14 protein-coding genes are annotated in these 17,332 nt (G+C 42.1%); 8 read left to right on the forward strand and 6 right to left on the reverse strand.

Going from position 1 to position 17,332, the window contains the following annotated elements; all coding sequences use genetic code 11:
* Positions 1–108: 108 nt before the first annotated feature.
* The 4 genes from DUT71_RS03340 to DUT71_RS03355 form a co-directional block, all read right to left on the reverse strand.
* Complete coding sequence (locus DUT71_RS03340; RefSeq protein ID WP_113661131.1) at positions 109–1,578, reverse strand: RagB/SusD family nutrient uptake outer membrane protein; 1,470 nt, start codon at positions 1,576–1,578, stop codon at positions 109–111.
* 3 nt (positions 1,579–1,581) lie between these two features.
* Positions 1,582–4,641 (reverse strand): SusC/RagA family TonB-linked outer membrane protein, encoded by a 3,060-nt coding sequence (locus DUT71_RS03345; protein WP_113661595.1) that lies wholly within the window; start codon positions 4,639–4,641, stop codon positions 1,582–1,584.
* 566 nt (positions 4,642–5,207) lie between these two features.
* Positions 5,208–6,539: a paraquat-inducible protein A gene (locus DUT71_RS03350; RefSeq protein ID WP_113661132.1), complete on the reverse strand. Its 1,332-nt coding sequence runs from the start codon at positions 6,537–6,539 to the stop codon at positions 5,208–5,210.
* On the reverse strand, positions 6,536–7,957 hold the full coding sequence (locus DUT71_RS03355; protein WP_113661133.1) for a paraquat-inducible protein A: 1,422 nt from the start codon (positions 7,955–7,957) through the stop codon (positions 6,536–6,538). Before DUT71_RS03355 ends, DUT71_RS03350 begins: the two co-directional genes overlap by 4 nt.
* 97 nt (positions 7,958–8,054) lie before the next feature.
* On the opposite strand from DUT71_RS03355, the gene DUT71_RS03360 reads away from it, so the two are divergent.
* The gene (locus tag DUT71_RS03360) at positions 8,055–8,963 is read left to right on the forward strand and encodes a lysophospholipid acyltransferase family protein (RefSeq protein WP_113661134.1); all 909 of its coding nucleotides are present in this window, start codon (positions 8,055–8,057) and stop codon (positions 8,961–8,963) included.
* A 31-nt stretch (positions 8,964–8,994) separates the two neighbouring features.
* On the opposite strand, the gene DUT71_RS03365 is transcribed toward DUT71_RS03360, so the two are convergent.
* On the reverse strand, positions 8,995–9,546 hold the full coding sequence (locus tag DUT71_RS03365) for a DUF6624 domain-containing protein (protein ID WP_113661135.1): 552 nt from the start codon (positions 9,544–9,546) through the stop codon (positions 8,995–8,997).
* A 165-nt stretch (positions 9,547–9,711) separates the two neighbouring features.
* Between DUT71_RS03365 and DUT71_RS03370 the strand changes: the two genes are divergently transcribed.
* Positions 9,712–10,413, forward strand: a complete 702-nt coding sequence (locus DUT71_RS03370) for a hypothetical protein (RefSeq protein ID WP_113661136.1) — start codon at positions 9,712–9,714, stop codon at positions 10,411–10,413.
* A 9-nt stretch (positions 10,414–10,422) separates the two neighbouring features.
* Here DUT71_RS03370 and DUT71_RS03375 read toward each other — a convergent pair whose 3' ends face one another.
* Positions 10,423–10,620: a hypothetical protein gene (locus DUT71_RS03375; protein ID WP_113661596.1), complete on the reverse strand. Its 198-nt coding sequence runs from the start codon at positions 10,618–10,620 to the stop codon at positions 10,423–10,425.
* Positions 10,621–10,781: 161 nt separating this feature from the next.
* Here DUT71_RS03375 and DUT71_RS03380 point away from each other — a divergent pair, with 161 nt between their 5' ends.
* The 6 genes from DUT71_RS03380 (at position 10,782) to DUT71_RS03405 (ending at position 17,225) form a co-directional block, all read left to right on the forward strand.
* Positions 10,782–11,249, forward strand: coding sequence for a MarR family winged helix-turn-helix transcriptional regulator (locus DUT71_RS03380; protein WP_205313836.1), 468 nt, complete (start codon positions 10,782–10,784; stop codon positions 11,247–11,249).
* A gap of 1 nt (position 11,250) precedes the next feature.
* Complete coding sequence (locus DUT71_RS03385; protein WP_113661137.1) at positions 11,251–11,754, forward strand: transposase; 504 nt, start codon at positions 11,251–11,253, stop codon at positions 11,752–11,754.
* A 360-nt stretch (positions 11,755–12,114) separates the two neighbouring features.
* Positions 12,115–14,205, forward strand: a complete 2,091-nt coding sequence (locus tag DUT71_RS03390) for a HEPN domain-containing protein (RefSeq protein WP_113661138.1) — start codon at positions 12,115–12,117, stop codon at positions 14,203–14,205.
* 56 nt (positions 14,206–14,261) lie between these two features.
* Complete coding sequence (gene cobA / locus DUT71_RS03395; RefSeq protein WP_113661139.1) at positions 14,262–15,038, forward strand: uroporphyrinogen-III C-methyltransferase; 777 nt, start codon at positions 14,262–14,264, stop codon at positions 15,036–15,038.
* Positions 15,022–16,533, forward strand: coding sequence for a TSUP family transporter (locus DUT71_RS03400; RefSeq protein ID WP_113661140.1), 1,512 nt, complete (start codon positions 15,022–15,024; stop codon positions 16,531–16,533). Before cobA ends, DUT71_RS03400 begins: the two co-directional genes overlap by 17 nt.
* Positions 16,533–17,225: a phosphoadenylyl-sulfate reductase gene (locus DUT71_RS03405; protein ID WP_113661141.1), complete on the forward strand. Its 693-nt coding sequence runs from the start codon at positions 16,533–16,535 to the stop codon at positions 17,223–17,225. The genes DUT71_RS03400 and DUT71_RS03405 overlap by 1 nt, the downstream gene beginning before the upstream one ends.
* Positions 17,226–17,332: the final 107 nt, after the last annotated feature.

Below are 17,332 nucleotides of genomic sequence, written 5' to 3' on the forward strand. Positions count from 1 at the left end.
CAGCTCAGGTGGTCCCAAAATTGGCACTTCTACAAATAGAACCACCTCGATAATGCTGCTAGCTACGGTTATACAAAAGGTGGGCATTTGCCCACCTTTTGTATATGCTTAAAAATCCTTGTTCTGTTTAATCAAAGGGTCCGAGTCGATAACCACTTGTGGAATAGGGAAAACCAAATGGATATCTCTAGCGTTTTTGCCTCTGGCAATAGCATTGGAAATAAATTTGCCCATCCTAATCAGGTCTGTCCTACGGTGACCCTCGTTATAAAATTCATGGCCCCGCTCAGCAAGGATCAAGTCTCTCAATTGGTCTTTGGAAGTGATATCTACCAGTTTCAAATCCAGTAGGTTGGCCCTACGTCTTACAAGGTTGATGTTATCCAAGGCCTCTTGCGTTGGGCCTGAAATTTCATTTAATGCCTCGGCTCTGCTCAAATAGATGTCGGCCAGCCTGATTTCGGGAATATCATTGCCATGGGCAGCCCCGGCATTGTTTTGATCAGGCCAATATTTAACCGATCGGATGTTGTCGTTGCCCAGCAAGGATACCGTTTGGTTGGCATTGTTGATATAAACTGTCATAAACAGTTTTTTACGTTTATCTCCCGTTTCAAAGGAGTTATAAAAAGTATCGTATATCCTAAACTCGTTAGGCCAGTTTAGCCAGGTGGATTTAAAGACAATGCCTGTTTCTGGCGATGATTTAAAGTTGTCTGGGAAGGAAACATTGCTCCAGCTATTTGCCGTAGCCCGATCTGTGGAGGCAATGGCGGGCCTTACCCAAATGTATTCACTATTGTTTTCGTTCTCCACTTTAAACATATCCATATACTCACCAAATAAGGTATAGTTAAAAGTGGTTAAAAACGTTTGCGATAAAGTTGCCGCTTCGTTCCATTTTTTGGTGTTTAGGTAAAACTTAATTAAATAGCCCATTGCAGCGGCTTTGTGTGCCCTGTACCGTTCTGGCACATTGGCAGGCAGCGGTAAATCAGTGGTGGCTTCCTTAAGTTCCGTTTCAATAAAATTTTTAAGCGTGCCTTCATCTGCCCTCGGTAAATTAACCGCTTGGGTGGTTGAGGTTCTTAGCGGTACCGTGCCAAAAAAGAGATATAATTTGTAATAGGAAATGGCTCTTAAAAAACGGGCCTCGGCAGTATAGCTTTTCTTTTCGGCATCAGTCAGCGCCGATCCGGCGATGTTTTCCAATACCATATTGGCATCTCTGATACATTGATAAGGCGGGTCCCAGTTTTGGATCAGGAAATCCATCGTGGGGTCCCAATTGAACTCGCGGTAGTTTCTGATGGTTGGCTCAACGCTATCGCCGCTTTGATTAAGAATATCGGTAGAAAACTCCTGTGGGCCCAACACATAAATAGAATTGTTGCTGTTCATGTTTGCCGCTTTGGCGTAGGCCTCGTACAGCAAAGAGGTCAAACCTTCCTTGGTTCTCAAATAATTTTCGGGTGCCAACTGCGAAAACACCTCTTCCTTGAGAAAATCTTTACAGGATGCAAGAGAAAGTACACAAAGACAGCAGGTTAAAATCAGGGATTGATATATCGTTCTCATGGTTTATAGATTTAAGTTAAGGCCAAACAAAAAGGTTCTTGCGGTAGGATAGGCGTTCCAGTCTATCCTTGCACCACCGCCACCAGGACTAATAGACGGATCATAGCCACTGTAGTTGGTAATCATGGCTAAATTTTGCCCGGCAACGTAAATATTGATGCCTTTGATGTAAGCAAAGTTTTTAAGGTTAAAACTATAGCCCAAGCGCACCGTGTTTAACCTGATATAGCTGGCATCTTCTACGGTGTAGGTGTTTACCTGTTTGGTACCCTGTGTAGCGGTGTTAACAAACGACGGGTAAACGCTCGAAGGATTGCTTGGCGTCCAACGGTTCAACAGTGGTTCGGCCAACCTGTTTCTTTTTAAGTTGGCAGGAAAATAGGTGTCTACCAGGTTGTTGTTCAGCATATCTACACCAAAAACGCCATCCACAAAAATGTTGAGGTTAAAGTTTTTATACGTGAAATTGTTGGTAATGGAACTGTTGTATTTGGGGAATGAATTACCAATAATCACCCTATCTTCGGCATTTACCGTTTTGTTGCCATCAATGTCCCTGTACCTGATGTCCCCAGGTTTTACATTATCGGTAGTCACCGCAAAATTGTCGCCAGTTTGCCATATCCCATCAACCTGATAGCCGAAAAAGGAATACATGGGCTGGCCTACCCTTAATATGCTAACATTGGTACTGGCCCCCGCACTTCCGCTGAAAATGTTGTTTAAACCTCCCAAATCAACCACTTTATTTGTTAGGTAGGAGAAGTTGAAGGTAGTTTCCCAATTGAATTTTCCAATAAGATTTTTAGTATTAACAAGAACTTCGATACCTGAGTTACGTACCCTGCCAATATTGGTCATACGTGTGGCAAAGCCTGTTGACCTAGAAATGGGCAAACTTAGCAACATGTCTTTCGTATCCTTTACAAACCAATCAATACTGCCCGAAACCCGGCCCTTTGCCAAGCTATAATCTAAGCCAAAATTCAACTGTTCCGAGGTTTCCCATTTAAGGTCGGGGTTTGCAATACGGCTTGGCGTGGTGGTGGTTACCTGGCCATTGCCAATTACTGCTTTCCAACCAGCTCCCAAGGTCGACATCGACTGGTAGTTGCCAATTTCCTGGTTGCCGGTGCGGCCCCAACTGGCACGAAGCTTAAGCGTAGTAAATAAATTCAGATCTTTGATAAACCGTTCTTCTTCCATTTTCCATCCCAAAGCAAAGGAAGGGAACATCCCGAACTTATTGTTGTCGCCAAACCTCGACGAACCATCAACCCGTAACGAAGCCGTTAATAGATACTTGTCCAATAACGTATAGTTTACCCGGCCCAAGTACGACAATAAGCTGTTGGCCTGACGGCCGCTGGTTACAATATACTTGGTAGGATCGCCAAGCCCCATGTTGTCGGTACGCGTGGCGTCAGATGAAAAGCCACTACCTTGCGAGCTTTGGTCTTTATCTCCAAACTGTTGAGCAGTTATCCCAACTACGCCGCTTACGTCGTGTATGCGCCATTTCTTTTTGTAGCTCACGGTAAATTCAGAAAGGAAACTGTTATCTGTTCCGGTTAAGATACTTGCAATACCACCATTGGCCCTGCCTTCTATGGTTTGTCTGTCCACGTAGGTATCTCTCCTTTGGTTAGAAATATCGGCACCAATGTTCAATTTAGCTTTAAAATCTTTCAGGAAAGTAAGCTCGCCATAAGCAGTGCCCAGGGTGCGGTATAAATTGGAGATAGAGGTTTTTCCATTGGCAATAGCCAAAGGATTATCGATATTCATGTCTGGCGATAGGGTATAAGTGCCCGTATTGGTATAAATGGGCAGGGTAGGATCATAAGCAATGGCCGCATAAATGATGCCCGCTCTCTCGTTCAAATCCATGCCGTTGGCTACATAATTATCCTTCACAAATGATGTGGTTAAGTTAAAGCCCGCTTTAAAATTATTTTTGTTGTGCTCTAAGTTTAATCTGGCCGTATATCTTTTATTGGCAGAGTTGATTAAAATCCCACGCTGATCTGAGTAGTTTAAGGATGCATAAAATTTGTTGAATTCGTCGCCGCCCGAAAAGGAAAGGTTGTGGTTTTGCAAGGGGGCATTTTTATGGTACATATTATCCAGCCAATTGGTGCCGCCGCTAAAGTTGTCCACAGTTTGGCTAGGGGTACCTGCGCCGGCCTGGATCAATTCGTTGATCACCGTTTGGTACTGCTGGGCATTTAAAAGGTGGATGTCACGCATCACGTTTTGTACGCCGAAATACACATCGTAATCTACTTTAAGCCCGCCAACTTTTCCCGCTTTGGTGGTAATGAGCACTACGCCGTTAGCGCCTCTAGAACCATAAATGGCTGTAGCAGAAGCATCTTTTAAAATTTCGATGGATTCGATGTCATTAGGGTTGATGGAGTTGAGTGGGTTTCGGGACGTACGCATGCCTGTAAAATTGGCACCTGTGCCGCTCACTGTAGCGGCATTATCTATCGGAAAGCCATCAATCACATATAATGGCGAATTTCCTGCATTTATTGATCCCATTCCGCGAACGTTTACAGAAATTCCACCCCCGGGCTCTCCACTATTTTGGATCACCTGTACGCCTGATACTTTGCCGGCAATCAGCTGATCGGCAGAGGTGTTAGCGCCTTTGTTGAAATCTTTGGCGGTGATTTTGCTAACAGCACCCGTAATGTCACTCTTTTTGGTGGTGCCGTAACCTACCACTACAATTTCGTCCATGGTTTTGCTGGTGCTTTTTAAATAAATAAGTAGGCTGTCTTGTACATTGCCAAAGCTTACTTTTTGTGGGGCATAGCCGATGTAGGAGATGTCAACGGATTTGTCTGCTGGGGCAACAGCGACGATGAATTTACCAAGCCGGTCCGTAATCACATTGTTGATGCTTGATTTTACATTGGCGCCTTCTATGGGTTTCAGGGTATTTTCGTCCAGAACATAGCCTTTTAGTTTTTGCTGTGCGCTCGCCTCGTTGGTAAAAGAGAAGAAAAATAGGCATAGCAAAAAACAGGCAAGGGATAGCTTAGGTTTTCTCATGGTTCCTTTAAGTTGGTTGAATTGAATGGCTATTGAAACTTTGGAGCTATTATAAAAAGATGGTAAAGCGGGGTTGTGAACAAGGTGGGGGTAGGCTACATGCAAAGGCACGGCAAACGGCACTGCAACTTAGGGCAGTGCCTTGGATCTTAACATTCATATCTGTTTCTAAATTGGTTAGTGTAACAAATATTGCTTGTTTAATGAAAAGAATTTTTCAAGAACTTAGCATATCTCTCTAGCATTTTATCATAAAAGCAGCGGAAGGCTTAATCAGATAGCGAGAGGCAAATGCGGTTTTTTACCTGTGCCCCAGGGTCGGCTGGTTCGTCGTCTTTAACTCGGCCAGGTATTTTAGGACATGGGCAAGATATACCTTATGGTGATGCTTTTTAAAGCTGTTGCCTATACCGAAACGACGTGGTATCCATGGGGTTTCAAAGAGAGAAAAATGGGATATAAAAAAAGCGGAGATGCCCTTTCGAACATCCCCGCCATCTAAATTAACGCTCTCGGCACAAATATAGTGACGATTCCGATTTGATTCGCCATTGAAAAGTAAAAACTTATTTTACCGCCTCTTTTGGAGGGCAGGCCACGTTCTTCATCAGGTAAGAAAGTACAATGGTACAGGCCACATAGCCCGCAAAAATGATAAATCCAGGTTGTAGCGACGTGTAGTTGACCGTGTTGGTGATCAAAGTATCGCTCTTGATGTTTAAATCAGAAAGTTGGCTTTGTAAAATGCCATTCAAGCCAATATAGGTCATTAAAATTCCCACAACCATTACATCGGCCATGTCCCATTTTGCTGCGCTAAAAGCCAGGTATCGAGTAATCTTGTTTTCGGAAACGGGCGGATGGCAAAGCAGGTGAATGCCCCTTGCCGTTATCCTTAAAATAGGCAGGGTAATCACAAAAAGTAAAATAAGGACCCCTACGGTAACTGAATCAGGCTTAGGTTGTTGGATTAAAACCTGTGCAGTGCCTAAAATACTTTTCGACTGGAAGAACAGTACCTGATTGCTGAAGGCAAGCTTTTCACCAAGTAAATGAAGCTCCAAACTGCTAAGTCGGGCATCTACTTCAATGATAGAGACGGTACATCCCACCATTAATAGCACCAAGGCAAATAATAGCGACATGACAAAAAGCGGGGTATGTAAATGTGATCGTTTAAGCAAGGGCAACCAGAGACATAGCACGGCAACAATGCATCCCAACATGGCATAGGCATAGTTATAGGTTACTTTTCTGATACTTTTCAAGCGATGCTCCAAATGACTGTTAAAACTTGAGATACTGTTCACTTCGTATTTTTTAAACAAGTAACGGGTCATTTTGCTGTGTGCCGTAGCGGTACTATCGTAAATCTGCTCGGCCAGTTCATTAAACTCGGTAGTGGCAATGCCTTTCAGTTTTTTTATAGCTCTAGGCGCATTGATGCGGTTCACAATGGTACGGGCAAAAGAAGGAACTTGTGCATGAAGTTCTTTTGGCTCTACCAATTGCTTAAAGGCAAATTTTTTCAATTTGTCGCCCAAGCTTTTTTGTGGCTTGTCAAATTGAGCTACCACCTCATCAATCATACCGTGCAATTGTTTCTCAACCTCCTCCTGCAGGTCCTTCTTTTGCTCGTCAGTTATTTTAAAGCTTTTGATTTTACGGTTAACAATATTCGAAAGTTTATCCCGCCACAAATCAAGCGAAAATACCCCGAAAGTGATGTTGTTTGCAGTAGAATAATCTTCCTTAAGCCTTTCCTGCTGGGCTGAAAGTGTATAGAGCTGATAGCCAAAATAGCTTTCTGCAGCCAATAGCAGGCTCAGGCCCAAAATCAGCAGCAATTGAGTAAGGAATGGCTTTTTGGTTTTTGAGTGATGGGCAGTAGTTTTCAAGGCTTTTTGTGGTTAAGATCATCAATAGTTATGGGTTCATCAGCATGATTGCCATTATGCGGGCTAATGGATTTCAAAATCGTAGAAAGTACCAGGCCAAAAAGCACAAAGGCAATAAAGATGAGATAGCCGGGTTGTAATGCCGTATTGTGGGTAGAAATAATAGTAAGTGACTGTACGGGGATGTGTAAGCGGGCCAATTGTGCTTCCAATAAACCGTTTAGTCCAATATAGGCCATTAAAATGGCAATTACGATCACATCGGCCATGCTCCATTTACCCGATTGAAAAGCAAAATATTTGATGAATCTGTTTTCGGCCAGTTTTTTCTTGCCAAGCAGGTGTATCCCAGTTGAGCTTAGCTTCATTACTGGAAATAAAATACTGAAAATCAGGATCAGGATCCCAACCAAAACGGAATCGATCGCTGTACCGCTAATCAAGATCATCACCACATCCAAAATGCTTTTGGACTGGAAAAACAGCACTTGGTCTCGAAAGGCGATATCTTGCCCCAGTAACGTAAAATCAATAGCCCCGATACGGGCATCTACTTCAATCATTGCCGCAGTTAGGCCCACGGCCAGCAGGATAAAGGCCATGGCCAACGAGAGTATGAATAAGGTGGCATACAAGGGTTTTTGCCTGCGGAAAATGCCCCAGGCTGTTAAGAATATCACTATGCCAATTAACATGGCGGTACAATAGTTATAGGTGGCACGGTTAATGCTTTTAAGTTGGGCCTTAACTTTTTGATTAAAAGCGTTGGAGTTGGCAACGCCATAATGCTGGTAGGTTTTTTGCATCTTTTTGGCATTAACCGTTAGGGCACTGTCAATGGATTCGATCTCATCAATTTCGTCAAGCTTTTCCAGTGCCATGGCACTTAATTGCCTTTTAGCCTTTGGATTATCTATTTTGCCGATAATGGTGTGGGCAATGCCGGGTACCTTCTTTTTGAGCGTGTCAACGTCAATAAAATTCTTAACGGCAAACTTGGCAATCTTGCCCCGTAGCGACTTCTTTTTAGGTTTAGTGACCAAGTTCTCCGCCTTATCAATCAAGGCAGTTATTACTCCCTCAATTTCTTTCTGCAAAGCTTTTTTTTGAGCAGGGGTAAGCTCAAGATTTCTTGTTTGCCGTATAATAATGGTCTGGATTTTATCTTGCCACTGGGAAATGGAAAACAAGCCTAGTGAAATGTTGTTCATCTCGGCATAATCACGTTTCAAAACCTGCTGTTTTTGTGACAGATGATGCAATTGATAGCCAGAATAAGCTTGTGCAATAAGCACGGCCGAAAGTACCAAAATCAATACGATTTTAGGCAGGCCTAATTTGTTGGGAGTGCGTGTTGAATGGTTAGTAGCCAAGGTGCCAGGGTTAATGTTCTGGCGTATAACGTGGAAACAGCGCATATTGTTTGCTGGCCATTGGCTTTACTCCTGAAAAGATGCCATTATTTCTTAAAAATTATTTAACAGTAATGAGCTATCTTTGCCAAAAATAATATAGATGTTGCAAAATGCGCTCTCCCGCTTCGGAGTTTTCAGTTTAAGGCTATTATCACGTATGCCTTTTGTTTTTTTGTATCTATTGGCTGATATTTTTTACGTATTGGTATATCATGTTTTCGGTTATCGTAAAAAAGTAGTTAGAGAAAACCTTTCGAAGTCTTTTCCTGAAAAGGAATTGGCTGAAATCATAGCTATTGAGAAGAAATTTTTCAGGTATTTAACTTGTTTAATCGTAGAAGTGATAAAGATGGATAGCATTTCTGCACAGGAGCTACAGAAACGGGTAAGGTTTAAGAATGCAGACTTGGTAGAAGTTTACCTCAAGAACAATGAAAGCGTGTTGTTTTGTTCTTCACATTACGGCAATTACGAATGGGTTTGTATGGCTATTGGCATGGCTTTCTCGGCCGAACATTATCCTATATACAAACCGCTGAGCAACGCATTTTTTGACGACTGGTTTTTTAAAATGAGGAGCAGATATGGCAACCACATGGTTGCTATGCGGCAAACCATTCGAACCATTCAAGCAACCAAAGACCGCCCAACAATGTTCACCTTCGGCAGTGATCAGTCGCCATCCAGAGGTGATACCAAATACTGGACTACGTTGTTAAACCAACCCGCGGCCATACAAATGGGAGTAGAAAAAATAGCTTTGAAAACCAACAGGCCCGTTTTTTATTTAAGAACAAGCTACGTGAAACGTGGTTGTTATGAGGTAGATTGCGTGCCAATTTGCCTTTCTCCAAAAGAAACAGTGGAGTTTGAAATTACCGAAGCACATACCAAGTTTCTGGAAGATTTCATCAACAAAGAGCCAGCCTATTGGTTGTGGAGCCATCGCCGTTGGAAACATAAACCTGAGAAAATCCAAGAATTTCCGCTGGAAGAAGTCATTTCCTAGCGTTGCGGAACGTTATCACAGCGCCGCCATTTTACAGCCATCCAACGCTCTTTCTCCATTGGTTAAACGCCAGCTCGCCACAATGCAGGTCTGCGGCCATGTCCTTGCATTCCACCATAACACTCTCGTCATGCGCACTCATTTGCAGTGCTTTGCGCAAGCGTATTGTTTCGGCCTTGTCTTCAACCGGATATAGGCCTCGGTGGTCAAACTGGGTGCCAAATCTTTGTGGCCGGCCTTCAAAATAGCATATCCTGTCATGTAAATAGGCTAGGTTTTGCGCATCAACATCATCATTATTTTCTGATAATAAGGCATAGCATCTTTTCATTAAAGCGGGCCTGCTTATGGCGTGTTGTACAATAAGCCACGCCGCTTCGCTGGCTTCCTCACCAACTTTTGAACGTGTCGGATACCCCATCAAATCGATAATTTCTTCCAGTTTTGCTGCATTTTTAAGGTGCAATTGCTCCATTTCCGAGCTGTAGCCCTGTGAAAGTTTACCTGCTTGTAATAATTTTTCGCGTACCTGTAAATCGTGCCTGGCCATGGCTATCAGTTCATCAGCGATATGTTCATTCATCTTTCTGTAGCTGGGTATTGAATTTATCTCTACTTAATAACAGCAATATATAAAAATACTATCTTTAGGAATATCCTTAAAATCAAGTGTACATTTTACAGGTTTGTTTATTGGGATGACAAGGGACAGGTTTGTGTATTTTTCAATGGAATAACAAAGATAATTGTGAAAAGTAAAGCCATCAATATATTCGTTGCCAGTATTGTATTGCTTTTGGGGCAGGTTAGGGCACAACAGGTGAAAGTTCTTAAAGATTCCGTTCAAATTGATGGTATATATTACGTACTGGAAGAAATCAAGTTGGATAATAAAAATGTTCCCCTTTCGGCCATTTATCAGAAAATCCGGAATCCGCATATTTTGGGCAGTTATATTTCGGCTACGCCAGAACAAAGGCTATCAGCAAAAAAAGATACCTTAAAGGCTTTAATGACTAGCGGCGAATTAAGACAATCGGGCTATGGTTTTGAGCATTATGAAGTGTTCTATCACAAATCGGGCATATTGAATTTATTGGTAAATGTTCAATCGTATGGCTCGCCTTTTGAAACAAAACGGTACCATTGTTTTGATCTTAACACGGGCAAAATATTGGGTAAAGCATTATTTGCCAACCACGAAAGCCTCTTGGAAGTGCTTAGCGAGAAACTAAAAATGCAGAAGAAAGGGATTAAGGTAAGCCCAGCGGCACTTGACCAATACCAGATCATCAGTGATGAGAAAGGGCATTTAAATGAAATTATCTTTTGTATTACCGATACAGGTCAATATCGTAACAGTGGCTATGAAACTTTCGAAGTTAGGCTTGGTAAAAAAGAATTGGCCTTTTATCTCACACCGCAATTCAGGAAACGTTTGCTGGAATAAACAACAGTGCTAGCTTTTCATTTTCTTTAGCCAAAGCCCTAAAGTCCAAACCAAGGTAAGCCCAAACAGGATAAATAGCGGTACATAGTAGGTTTTAAAAAATTGGTTAAAATAGCTGCCAATAATAATGTAAATACTTGCTATACATAACTTAAATGGCATAAATTCAAGGTTTGTCCAAGTGGTGGATCTTTTTAAAAAGTTCATGATAGTTGGGCTTAAAGGGTATTGGTTAAATATAGCAAATCTCCAAAAATATTTTTCAAGCTCTTTTTTTTGCGGAGCCCTGCGGTAATTATTCAATAGTAATTTAAAATTTGGCAATGTATGATAGTTTTATTTATCTTTGTTACTAAGATACTTATTTAGTGAAACAAATTAAAAATAATGATTTGCTGATGTTGTTCAGAACGGCAAGTAGGCAATACTCGGATGCTTCGATTTTTATGCATGAGGCGATAGCCCGTAAAGCAGGACTTTCAGGGGCCGACCATAAATATCTCGGATTGATACTGCAGCACAAATCAATTACAGCAGGGGATATTTCGAAACTTACGGGCTTAACCACGGGTGCAGTTACCGGCCTCATTGATCGGTTGGAGGAAAAAGGGCTGCTTAAAAGACAATTTGTCAAATCGGATAGGAGAAAGGTTGTGGTGGTTCCAAATATTGAAAATAGCATGAAGCTACTGAGCCCGTTTTTTGACGAACTGCAACAGAAAACCCAGAAACTACTCGCTACTTTTTCGGAACAGGAAATACAAACCATTGCACGATATTTTACCGAAGCCACTGAGATAATGAAAGAAACAGCAGATCATTTAAATAATAAATAAAATGGAAAACCTATCCACCAACGAGGTAACCAGAGCCGAAATATGGCTTGGCATTACTACGCTCATCTATTTTTTGATGAATGGTGCACAAATTTTTGAAACGATGGTATTTGTGCCCAAATGGGTTTCATCGGCTCCCGATAATTTTAAACTGCTGCTTGATGGAAACGGCACCAGCCTTAAAGTTTTCTGGATTGTTCTCCATTCGCTTCATGAGCTTACATGGATTTTGGCCCTTGTTTTTTGCTGGAAGATTGACCCTGTGCGAAATTGGCTTTTAATCCTTTTGGCAGTTCATTTGGCCGTAAGGGTATGGACATTGATGTTTTTCGCACCAAATATCATAGCATTTCAAAAAATGGCTGCAACGCAGGTGTTTCCAAACGACCTGGTTCATCGGGTTTCACTTTGGCAAACACTAAATTACCTCAGAGTGGCTATATTTTTTGCAATTTCCTGTGGCCTTATTCCTTTATGTTTTAAAGTGTTTGGCATGACGAAATAGACGGACCAAAACCCGCTATCCGGCATACGTGCTTGAATAGAATATCTTTCCAGAGATGATTTTATTGCACTCAACCCGACGTTTTGCCGATATATAGGCTTGCATAAGTTCACGTAAAACGATCCTTTATTCTATAGGATTTTAAAAAAAGTTTAAAAATAATTACTACTATTCCTATATACTTTATATATTTGGCGGATGAAATCGATAAAAATATTTTGTTCCATGCCACAATTAACCATGCACTATTGCTGTAAAGTGAGGTAAGGGAGTACTATATATATCTGATTTTAAAGACATAACATAGATGCTTCTCCTGAAAGAGAGGCATTTTTTGAATAAAAACACAACGAACAACCAATGCAAAGTTTTAGAACAGAACTTGAAAATCCAATCATAGAACAGGATATCATTGATCTTGAGCGTAAGATCAAGGCCTTCCGTGACGGTACGATACACGAAGAAAAATTTAGGAGCCTTCGCTTGGCAAGGGGCGTTTACGGACAGCGCCAGCCAGGGGTGCAAATGGTACGCATTAAACTGCCATTTGGTAAGGTAACTTTTAAACAATTGTTGCGTATTGCGGATATTGCTGATGAGTACGGAAGTGGCAACCTGCATTTAACCACCCGTCAGGATATTCAAATCCACTATGTGAGCCTAGACAGGACCCCGGAGCTTTGGGCCAAGCTGGAGCAAGATGACATCACCCTGCGTGAAGCTTGTGGGAACACCGTTCGTAACGTTACTTCGTCGCCAAATGCAGGTATTGATCCAGATGAACCTTTCGATGTTTCTCCGTACGCACAGGCTGTTTTTGCTTATTTTCTGCGTAATCCCATCTGTCAGGAAATGGGCAGGAAAATTAAAATCTCTTTTTCTTCGAGTGATAAGGATACGGCCTACAGCTATATCCATGATTTGGGATTTATTCCGAAAATCAACGAAAAAGGAGAGCGCGGATTTAAGGTAATGCTAGCGGGTGGCTTGGGAGCACAGCCATTTTTGGCCAGTGCTGTTCAGGAATTTTTGCACGAAGATCAGCTAATTCCCTATACCGAAGCTGTGCTACGCGTGTTTGACCGATATGGCGAACGCAACAACCGTAACAAGGCCCGTTTAAAATACCTGGTTCAAAAGCTTGGTTTGGAAGAAGTACTGCGTTTGGTAGAGGAGGAGAAAATTGCCAACAAGGTGAAAACTTTTAAGGTAGATATTTCGGCCGTTCCTCAACCCGAACCACCAGCTGAACAGGATTATGCTACAGTAGCGATTGAAAATGAACAGCACTACCAGCATTGGTTGGCTACCAACGTGATTGAGCAAAAGCAGCAAGGTTTTTATGGCGTTTATATAAAAGTAACCATAGGCGATATTAAAACCGATAAAGCCAGGGCATTTGTAGCGGCTGTTAAACCTTTTGTGGCCGATGAAATCAGAATTACCCAAAACCAAGGCTTGCTGTTGAAATTTGTAAGAAAAGAAGCCTTGCCATCATTATATGTAGCCCTAAATCAACTTGGTTTTACCGCTTTAGGTTTTGATAGTTTGGCAGATATCACCACTTGCCCAGGAACAGATACCTGTAACCTCGGCATTTCTAACAGTATGACCTTAGCGGAAGTTTTGGAAGACGTGATTTACCACGATTTCCCAGAATTTATCTACGAGAAGAACATCAATATCAAAATCAGTGGGTGTATGAACTCCTGCGGCCAGCATGGTTTGGCCGAAATTGGCTTTCACGGAAGTTCCCTAAAGGCCGATGGTAAAGTAGTACCGGCAGTACAAGTGATGTTGGGCGGCGGTACCGTTGGAAATGGCTACGGCCGCGTGGCAGAACGCGTCATTAAAGTACCTTCAAAACGTGCCACAAGCGTACTGCACTATTTGCTTAACGATTTTAAAGAAAACAACCAGACAGAAGAAACCTTTCATCAGTATTACGATAGGCAAGGGAAAGATTATTTCTATCAGCTTTTGAAGCCTTTGGCAGATTTAACTGCCCTTAAAGCAGAAGAATTTGTGGATTGGGGACACGAGGAAACCTTTGTAACCGCCATTGGTGTAGGCGAATGTGCAGGCGTAGTGATTGATTTGGTAGCCACTTTATTATTGGAAGCTGATGAAAAATTTGGTTGGGCAACTGCTTCGTTAAACAATGGTGCTTATGCCGATGCCATTTATCATACCTATGCTTCGATGGTGAGTGCAGCAAAATCACTCTTGCTTGATAAAGGGGTAAACAGTAGTACACAAGCAGGGGTAATCAGGGAGTTTGATAATCATTATGTAGAAACTGGCGAGTTCAATTTTGGACAAAGTTTCTCGGATTTGGTACTGCAAATTAATCAAAACGAGCCTTCGGAAACTTTTGCCAAAGCTTACCACGAGCAGGCCGCACAGTTTTTAAATGATATTAAGGCAAAGAGAACAGAATTAATTAGCTAATTGGATTATTTGATAATTAGCTAATTATCGAATTTTCAAATCATCACATTAATAAAATGACACAACATAACAAACATATAGAATCAAAAATAACCTTATTAGGAGCTGGTCCTGGTGACCCAGATTTGTTAACTTTGAAAGGAGTAAAAGCACTACAGGCTGCTGATGTGGTATTATACGATGCCTTGACCAACGAAGCATTGTTGGAGCACGCACCAAAAGATGCCATTAAAGTATATGTAGGCAAACGTTCGGGAGAACACTCTCATTCGCAAGACGCTATTAACAGATTAATGATTGATTATGCCCTGAACTACGGACATGTAGTGAGATTAAAAGGTGGCGACCCTTTTGTGTTTGGTCGTGGTTACGAAGAGTTAGATTTTGCTGCTTCCTATAGTATTCCCGTATCAGTTATTCCAGGTATTTCTAGTTCTATTGGCGTGCCAGGATTGCAGCAAATACCCGTAACTCACCGTGGTTTGAGCGAAAGCTTTTGGGTAATTACGGGAACCACCACCAGCGGTCAAATTTCTGCGGATATTTATCAGGCAGCGCAGTCCAATGCAACGGTGGTTGTTTTAATGGGCTTAAAGCAATTGCCAAAAATTGCCGAAATATTTAGTGCAGCGGGAAAAGCCCAATTGCCTGCCGCAGTAGTGCAAAATGGCTCTGCTGAAAATGAAAAATTAGTTATAAGCACCGTACAGCATATTGTGGCTAAAGTAAACGAGGAGCAGATTGAAGCACCTGCCTTGCTTATCTTTGGAGAGGTTGTGTCATTACACCCATCCTTTAAAAATGTAATTAAACAATATGCAGCCATCTCCTAGTCCAAAAACAGCAGTAGAAACCTTGCCAAACCATCAAAATGGCAATCAGCTTTTTCCAGCTTTTATCAAGCTGAATGAGCTGCGTACTTTATTGGTTGGTGCGGGCGAAGTGGGACTGGAAAAATTAAATGCTATTGTGAACAACAGCGAAGAAGCCAATGTTACCGTGGTAGCCAAGGATATCCACAACGCTTTTTTTGAAATCGCAGCGGCCAAACCCAACGTGTCTATCAGGCAAAAGGCTTTTTCTGCGGATGATTTGGAAGATATCGACCTTGTTTTTGCTGCTACCAACAACAATACTTTTAACACTGAATTACGGGCCTTGGCGCATGAAAAAGGCCTGCTCATCAACGTAGCCGATAAACCAGAACTCTGCGATTTTTATTTAGGTTCTATTGTTAAAAAGGGAGATTTGAAGATTGCCATTTCTACCAACGGCAAATCGCCAACCATGGCTAAAAGGTTAAAGGAAGTACTGGACAATGCTATTCCCCAGGAAATAGACCATTCAATTGGTCAGCTTAATCAAATTAGGCATAACCTTAATGGCGATATCAAGCATAAAGTGAAGGTATTGAACGGCATTACAGCTACCTTTTTGGAGAAGGAGAATAAGTTCAATGCGAAAAAAATCGTGATCTGGTCGCTGTCTGTTATCGCCTTGATGGTGGTTGGACATATCTTCTTATCGTTTATCCCATTTGCCAAGCTCGGAGATGTATTTGTTGGCCTAACCGATCAAGTAGATAGTACTATTCTGTACTTTATTTTGGGCGGCTTTTTGGCACAATTGGTAGATGGTGCCTTGGGAATGGCCTATGGCGTAAGTGCTACCACTTTTTTACTTTCCTTTGGGGTAACGCCAGCGGCGGCAAGTGCCAGTGTACACGCCTCAGAGATTTTCACCAGCGGCGTTTCTGGCTTAATGCACCTTCGTTTTGGCAACGTACGCACCAAGTTATTTAAGAAACTGTTATTGCCCGGTATTATTGGCGCCATTGCAGGGGCCTATATTTTATCGTCTTTGGAAAACTACGGACATATCATTAAACCTGTAGTTTCTGCATACACCTTGTTTTTGGGAGTCAAGATTTTATTAAAGGCTGTTGCCAAGCAGAAAAAGACCAAACCTTTGAAAAAAATTGGGCCGTTGGCTTTTGTAGGCGCATTTTTAGATTCGATAGGGGGTGGTGGCTGGGGGCCAATTGTAACCTCAACGCTAATTGCCAGAGGCGGACACCCACGCTATACCATTGGGTCGGTTAACCTTACCGAGTTTTTTGTGACCTTGTCCAGTTCGCTAACCTTCATCATGATGATTGGTTTGACCCATTGGCAAATTATTTTGGGACTGATTTTGGGCGGCTGTATTGCCGCACCGTTTGGGGCGCTGCTAACCAAGCGGCTAAATGCCAAAACCATCATGATCATGGTAGGCATTATCGTTATCATCACCAGTTTAAGAACCATTTTTATATTGTTAAGTAAGTAATGATCAAAGTATTGAAGAAAGCGCTGGAAGGTTTGGACGTGGTTGCTAAACTCCAATATCTGGCCCAGAAATATAAAGATAAAATTGTATTTTCGACCAGTTTTGGCTGGGAAGACCAAGTGGTTACGCACCTGATATTTGCCCATAAAATCCCGATCAAAGTATTTACGTTGGAAACAGGCAGGCTTTTCCCAGAAACCTACTATGTATGGAACAGAACCTTGGAAATTTATCAGCAGCCCATTCATGCTTATTTCCCGCAAAGCGATTTGTTACAGGCTATGGTGGCAGCAAAAGGCCCAAATAGCTTTTACGAATCGGTAGAAAACCGAAAGGAATGCTGCTACATCAGAAAGATTGAGCCTTTGAAAAGGGCCCTGGCGGGAAATGAACTATGGATTACAGGCATTAGGGCCGACCAAAGTGCTAACCGCGAGGGGATGGAAGACATAGAGTGGGACGAAGGAAACCAATTACTTAAATTCCATCCCATTTTTGATTGGACGCTGGATGATGTAAAAGCTTACGTGAAGGAACATAACATTGTGTATAATACCCTGCACGATAAAGGTTTCCCTAGCATTGGTTGTGCGCCTTGTACACGTGCGGTTAGGGAAGGAGAGGATTTTAGGGCAGGCCGTTGGTGGTGGGAAGACCAAAGCAAGAAGGAGTGTGGCTTGCATGCGAGTTAGGTATTAGTAGCTAGGAATTAGGGGTTAGTAATGGTAGAAAAGCTGGAAGGTTGTAAAGTTGGAAAGTTTTGCTTCCGTTCCAAAGCACAATTCCCCTCTTTTAGAGG

It is taken from the genome of Pedobacter nanyangensis, from assembly GCF_003313505.1.
Lineage (GTDB): Bacteria > Bacteroidota > Bacteroidia > Sphingobacteriales > Sphingobacteriaceae > Pedobacter > Pedobacter nanyangensis.

Coding starts and splice junctions, on each gene's coding strand:
- DUT71_RS03405 (WP_113661141.1), top strand. CDS start 16,533: ATGATCAAAGTATTGAAGAAAGCGCTGGAAGGTTTGGACGTGGTTGCT.
- DUT71_RS03360 (WP_113661134.1), top strand. CDS start 8,055: ATGTTGCAAAATGCGCTCTCCCGCTTCGGAGTTTTCAGTTTAAGGCTA.
- DUT71_RS03365 (WP_113661135.1), bottom strand. CDS start 9,546: ATGAATGAACATATCGCTGATGAACTGATAGCCATGGCCAGGCACGAT.
- DUT71_RS03345 (WP_113661595.1), bottom strand. CDS start 4,641: ATGAGAAAACCTAAGCTATCCCTTGCCTGTTTTTTGCTATGCCTATTT.
- DUT71_RS03340 (WP_113661131.1), bottom strand. CDS start 1,578: ATGAGAACGATATATCAATCCCTGATTTTAACCTGCTGTCTTTGTGTA.
- DUT71_RS03385 (WP_113661137.1), top strand. CDS start 11,251: ATGGAAAACCTATCCACCAACGAGGTAACCAGAGCCGAAATATGGCTT.
- DUT71_RS03375 (WP_113661596.1), bottom strand. CDS start 10,620: ATGAACTTTTTAAAAAGATCCACCACTTGGACAAACCTTGAATTTATG.
- cobA (WP_113661139.1), top strand. CDS start 14,262: ATGACACAACATAACAAACATATAGAATCAAAAATAACCTTATTAGGA.
- DUT71_RS03355 (WP_113661133.1), bottom strand. CDS start 7,957: ATGCGCTGTTTCCACGTTATACGCCAGAACATTAACCCTGGCACCTTG.
- DUT71_RS03400 (WP_113661140.1), top strand. CDS start 15,022: ATGCAGCCATCTCCTAGTCCAAAAACAGCAGTAGAAACCTTGCCAAAC.
- DUT71_RS03390 (WP_113661138.1), top strand. CDS start 12,115: ATGCAAAGTTTTAGAACAGAACTTGAAAATCCAATCATAGAACAGGAT.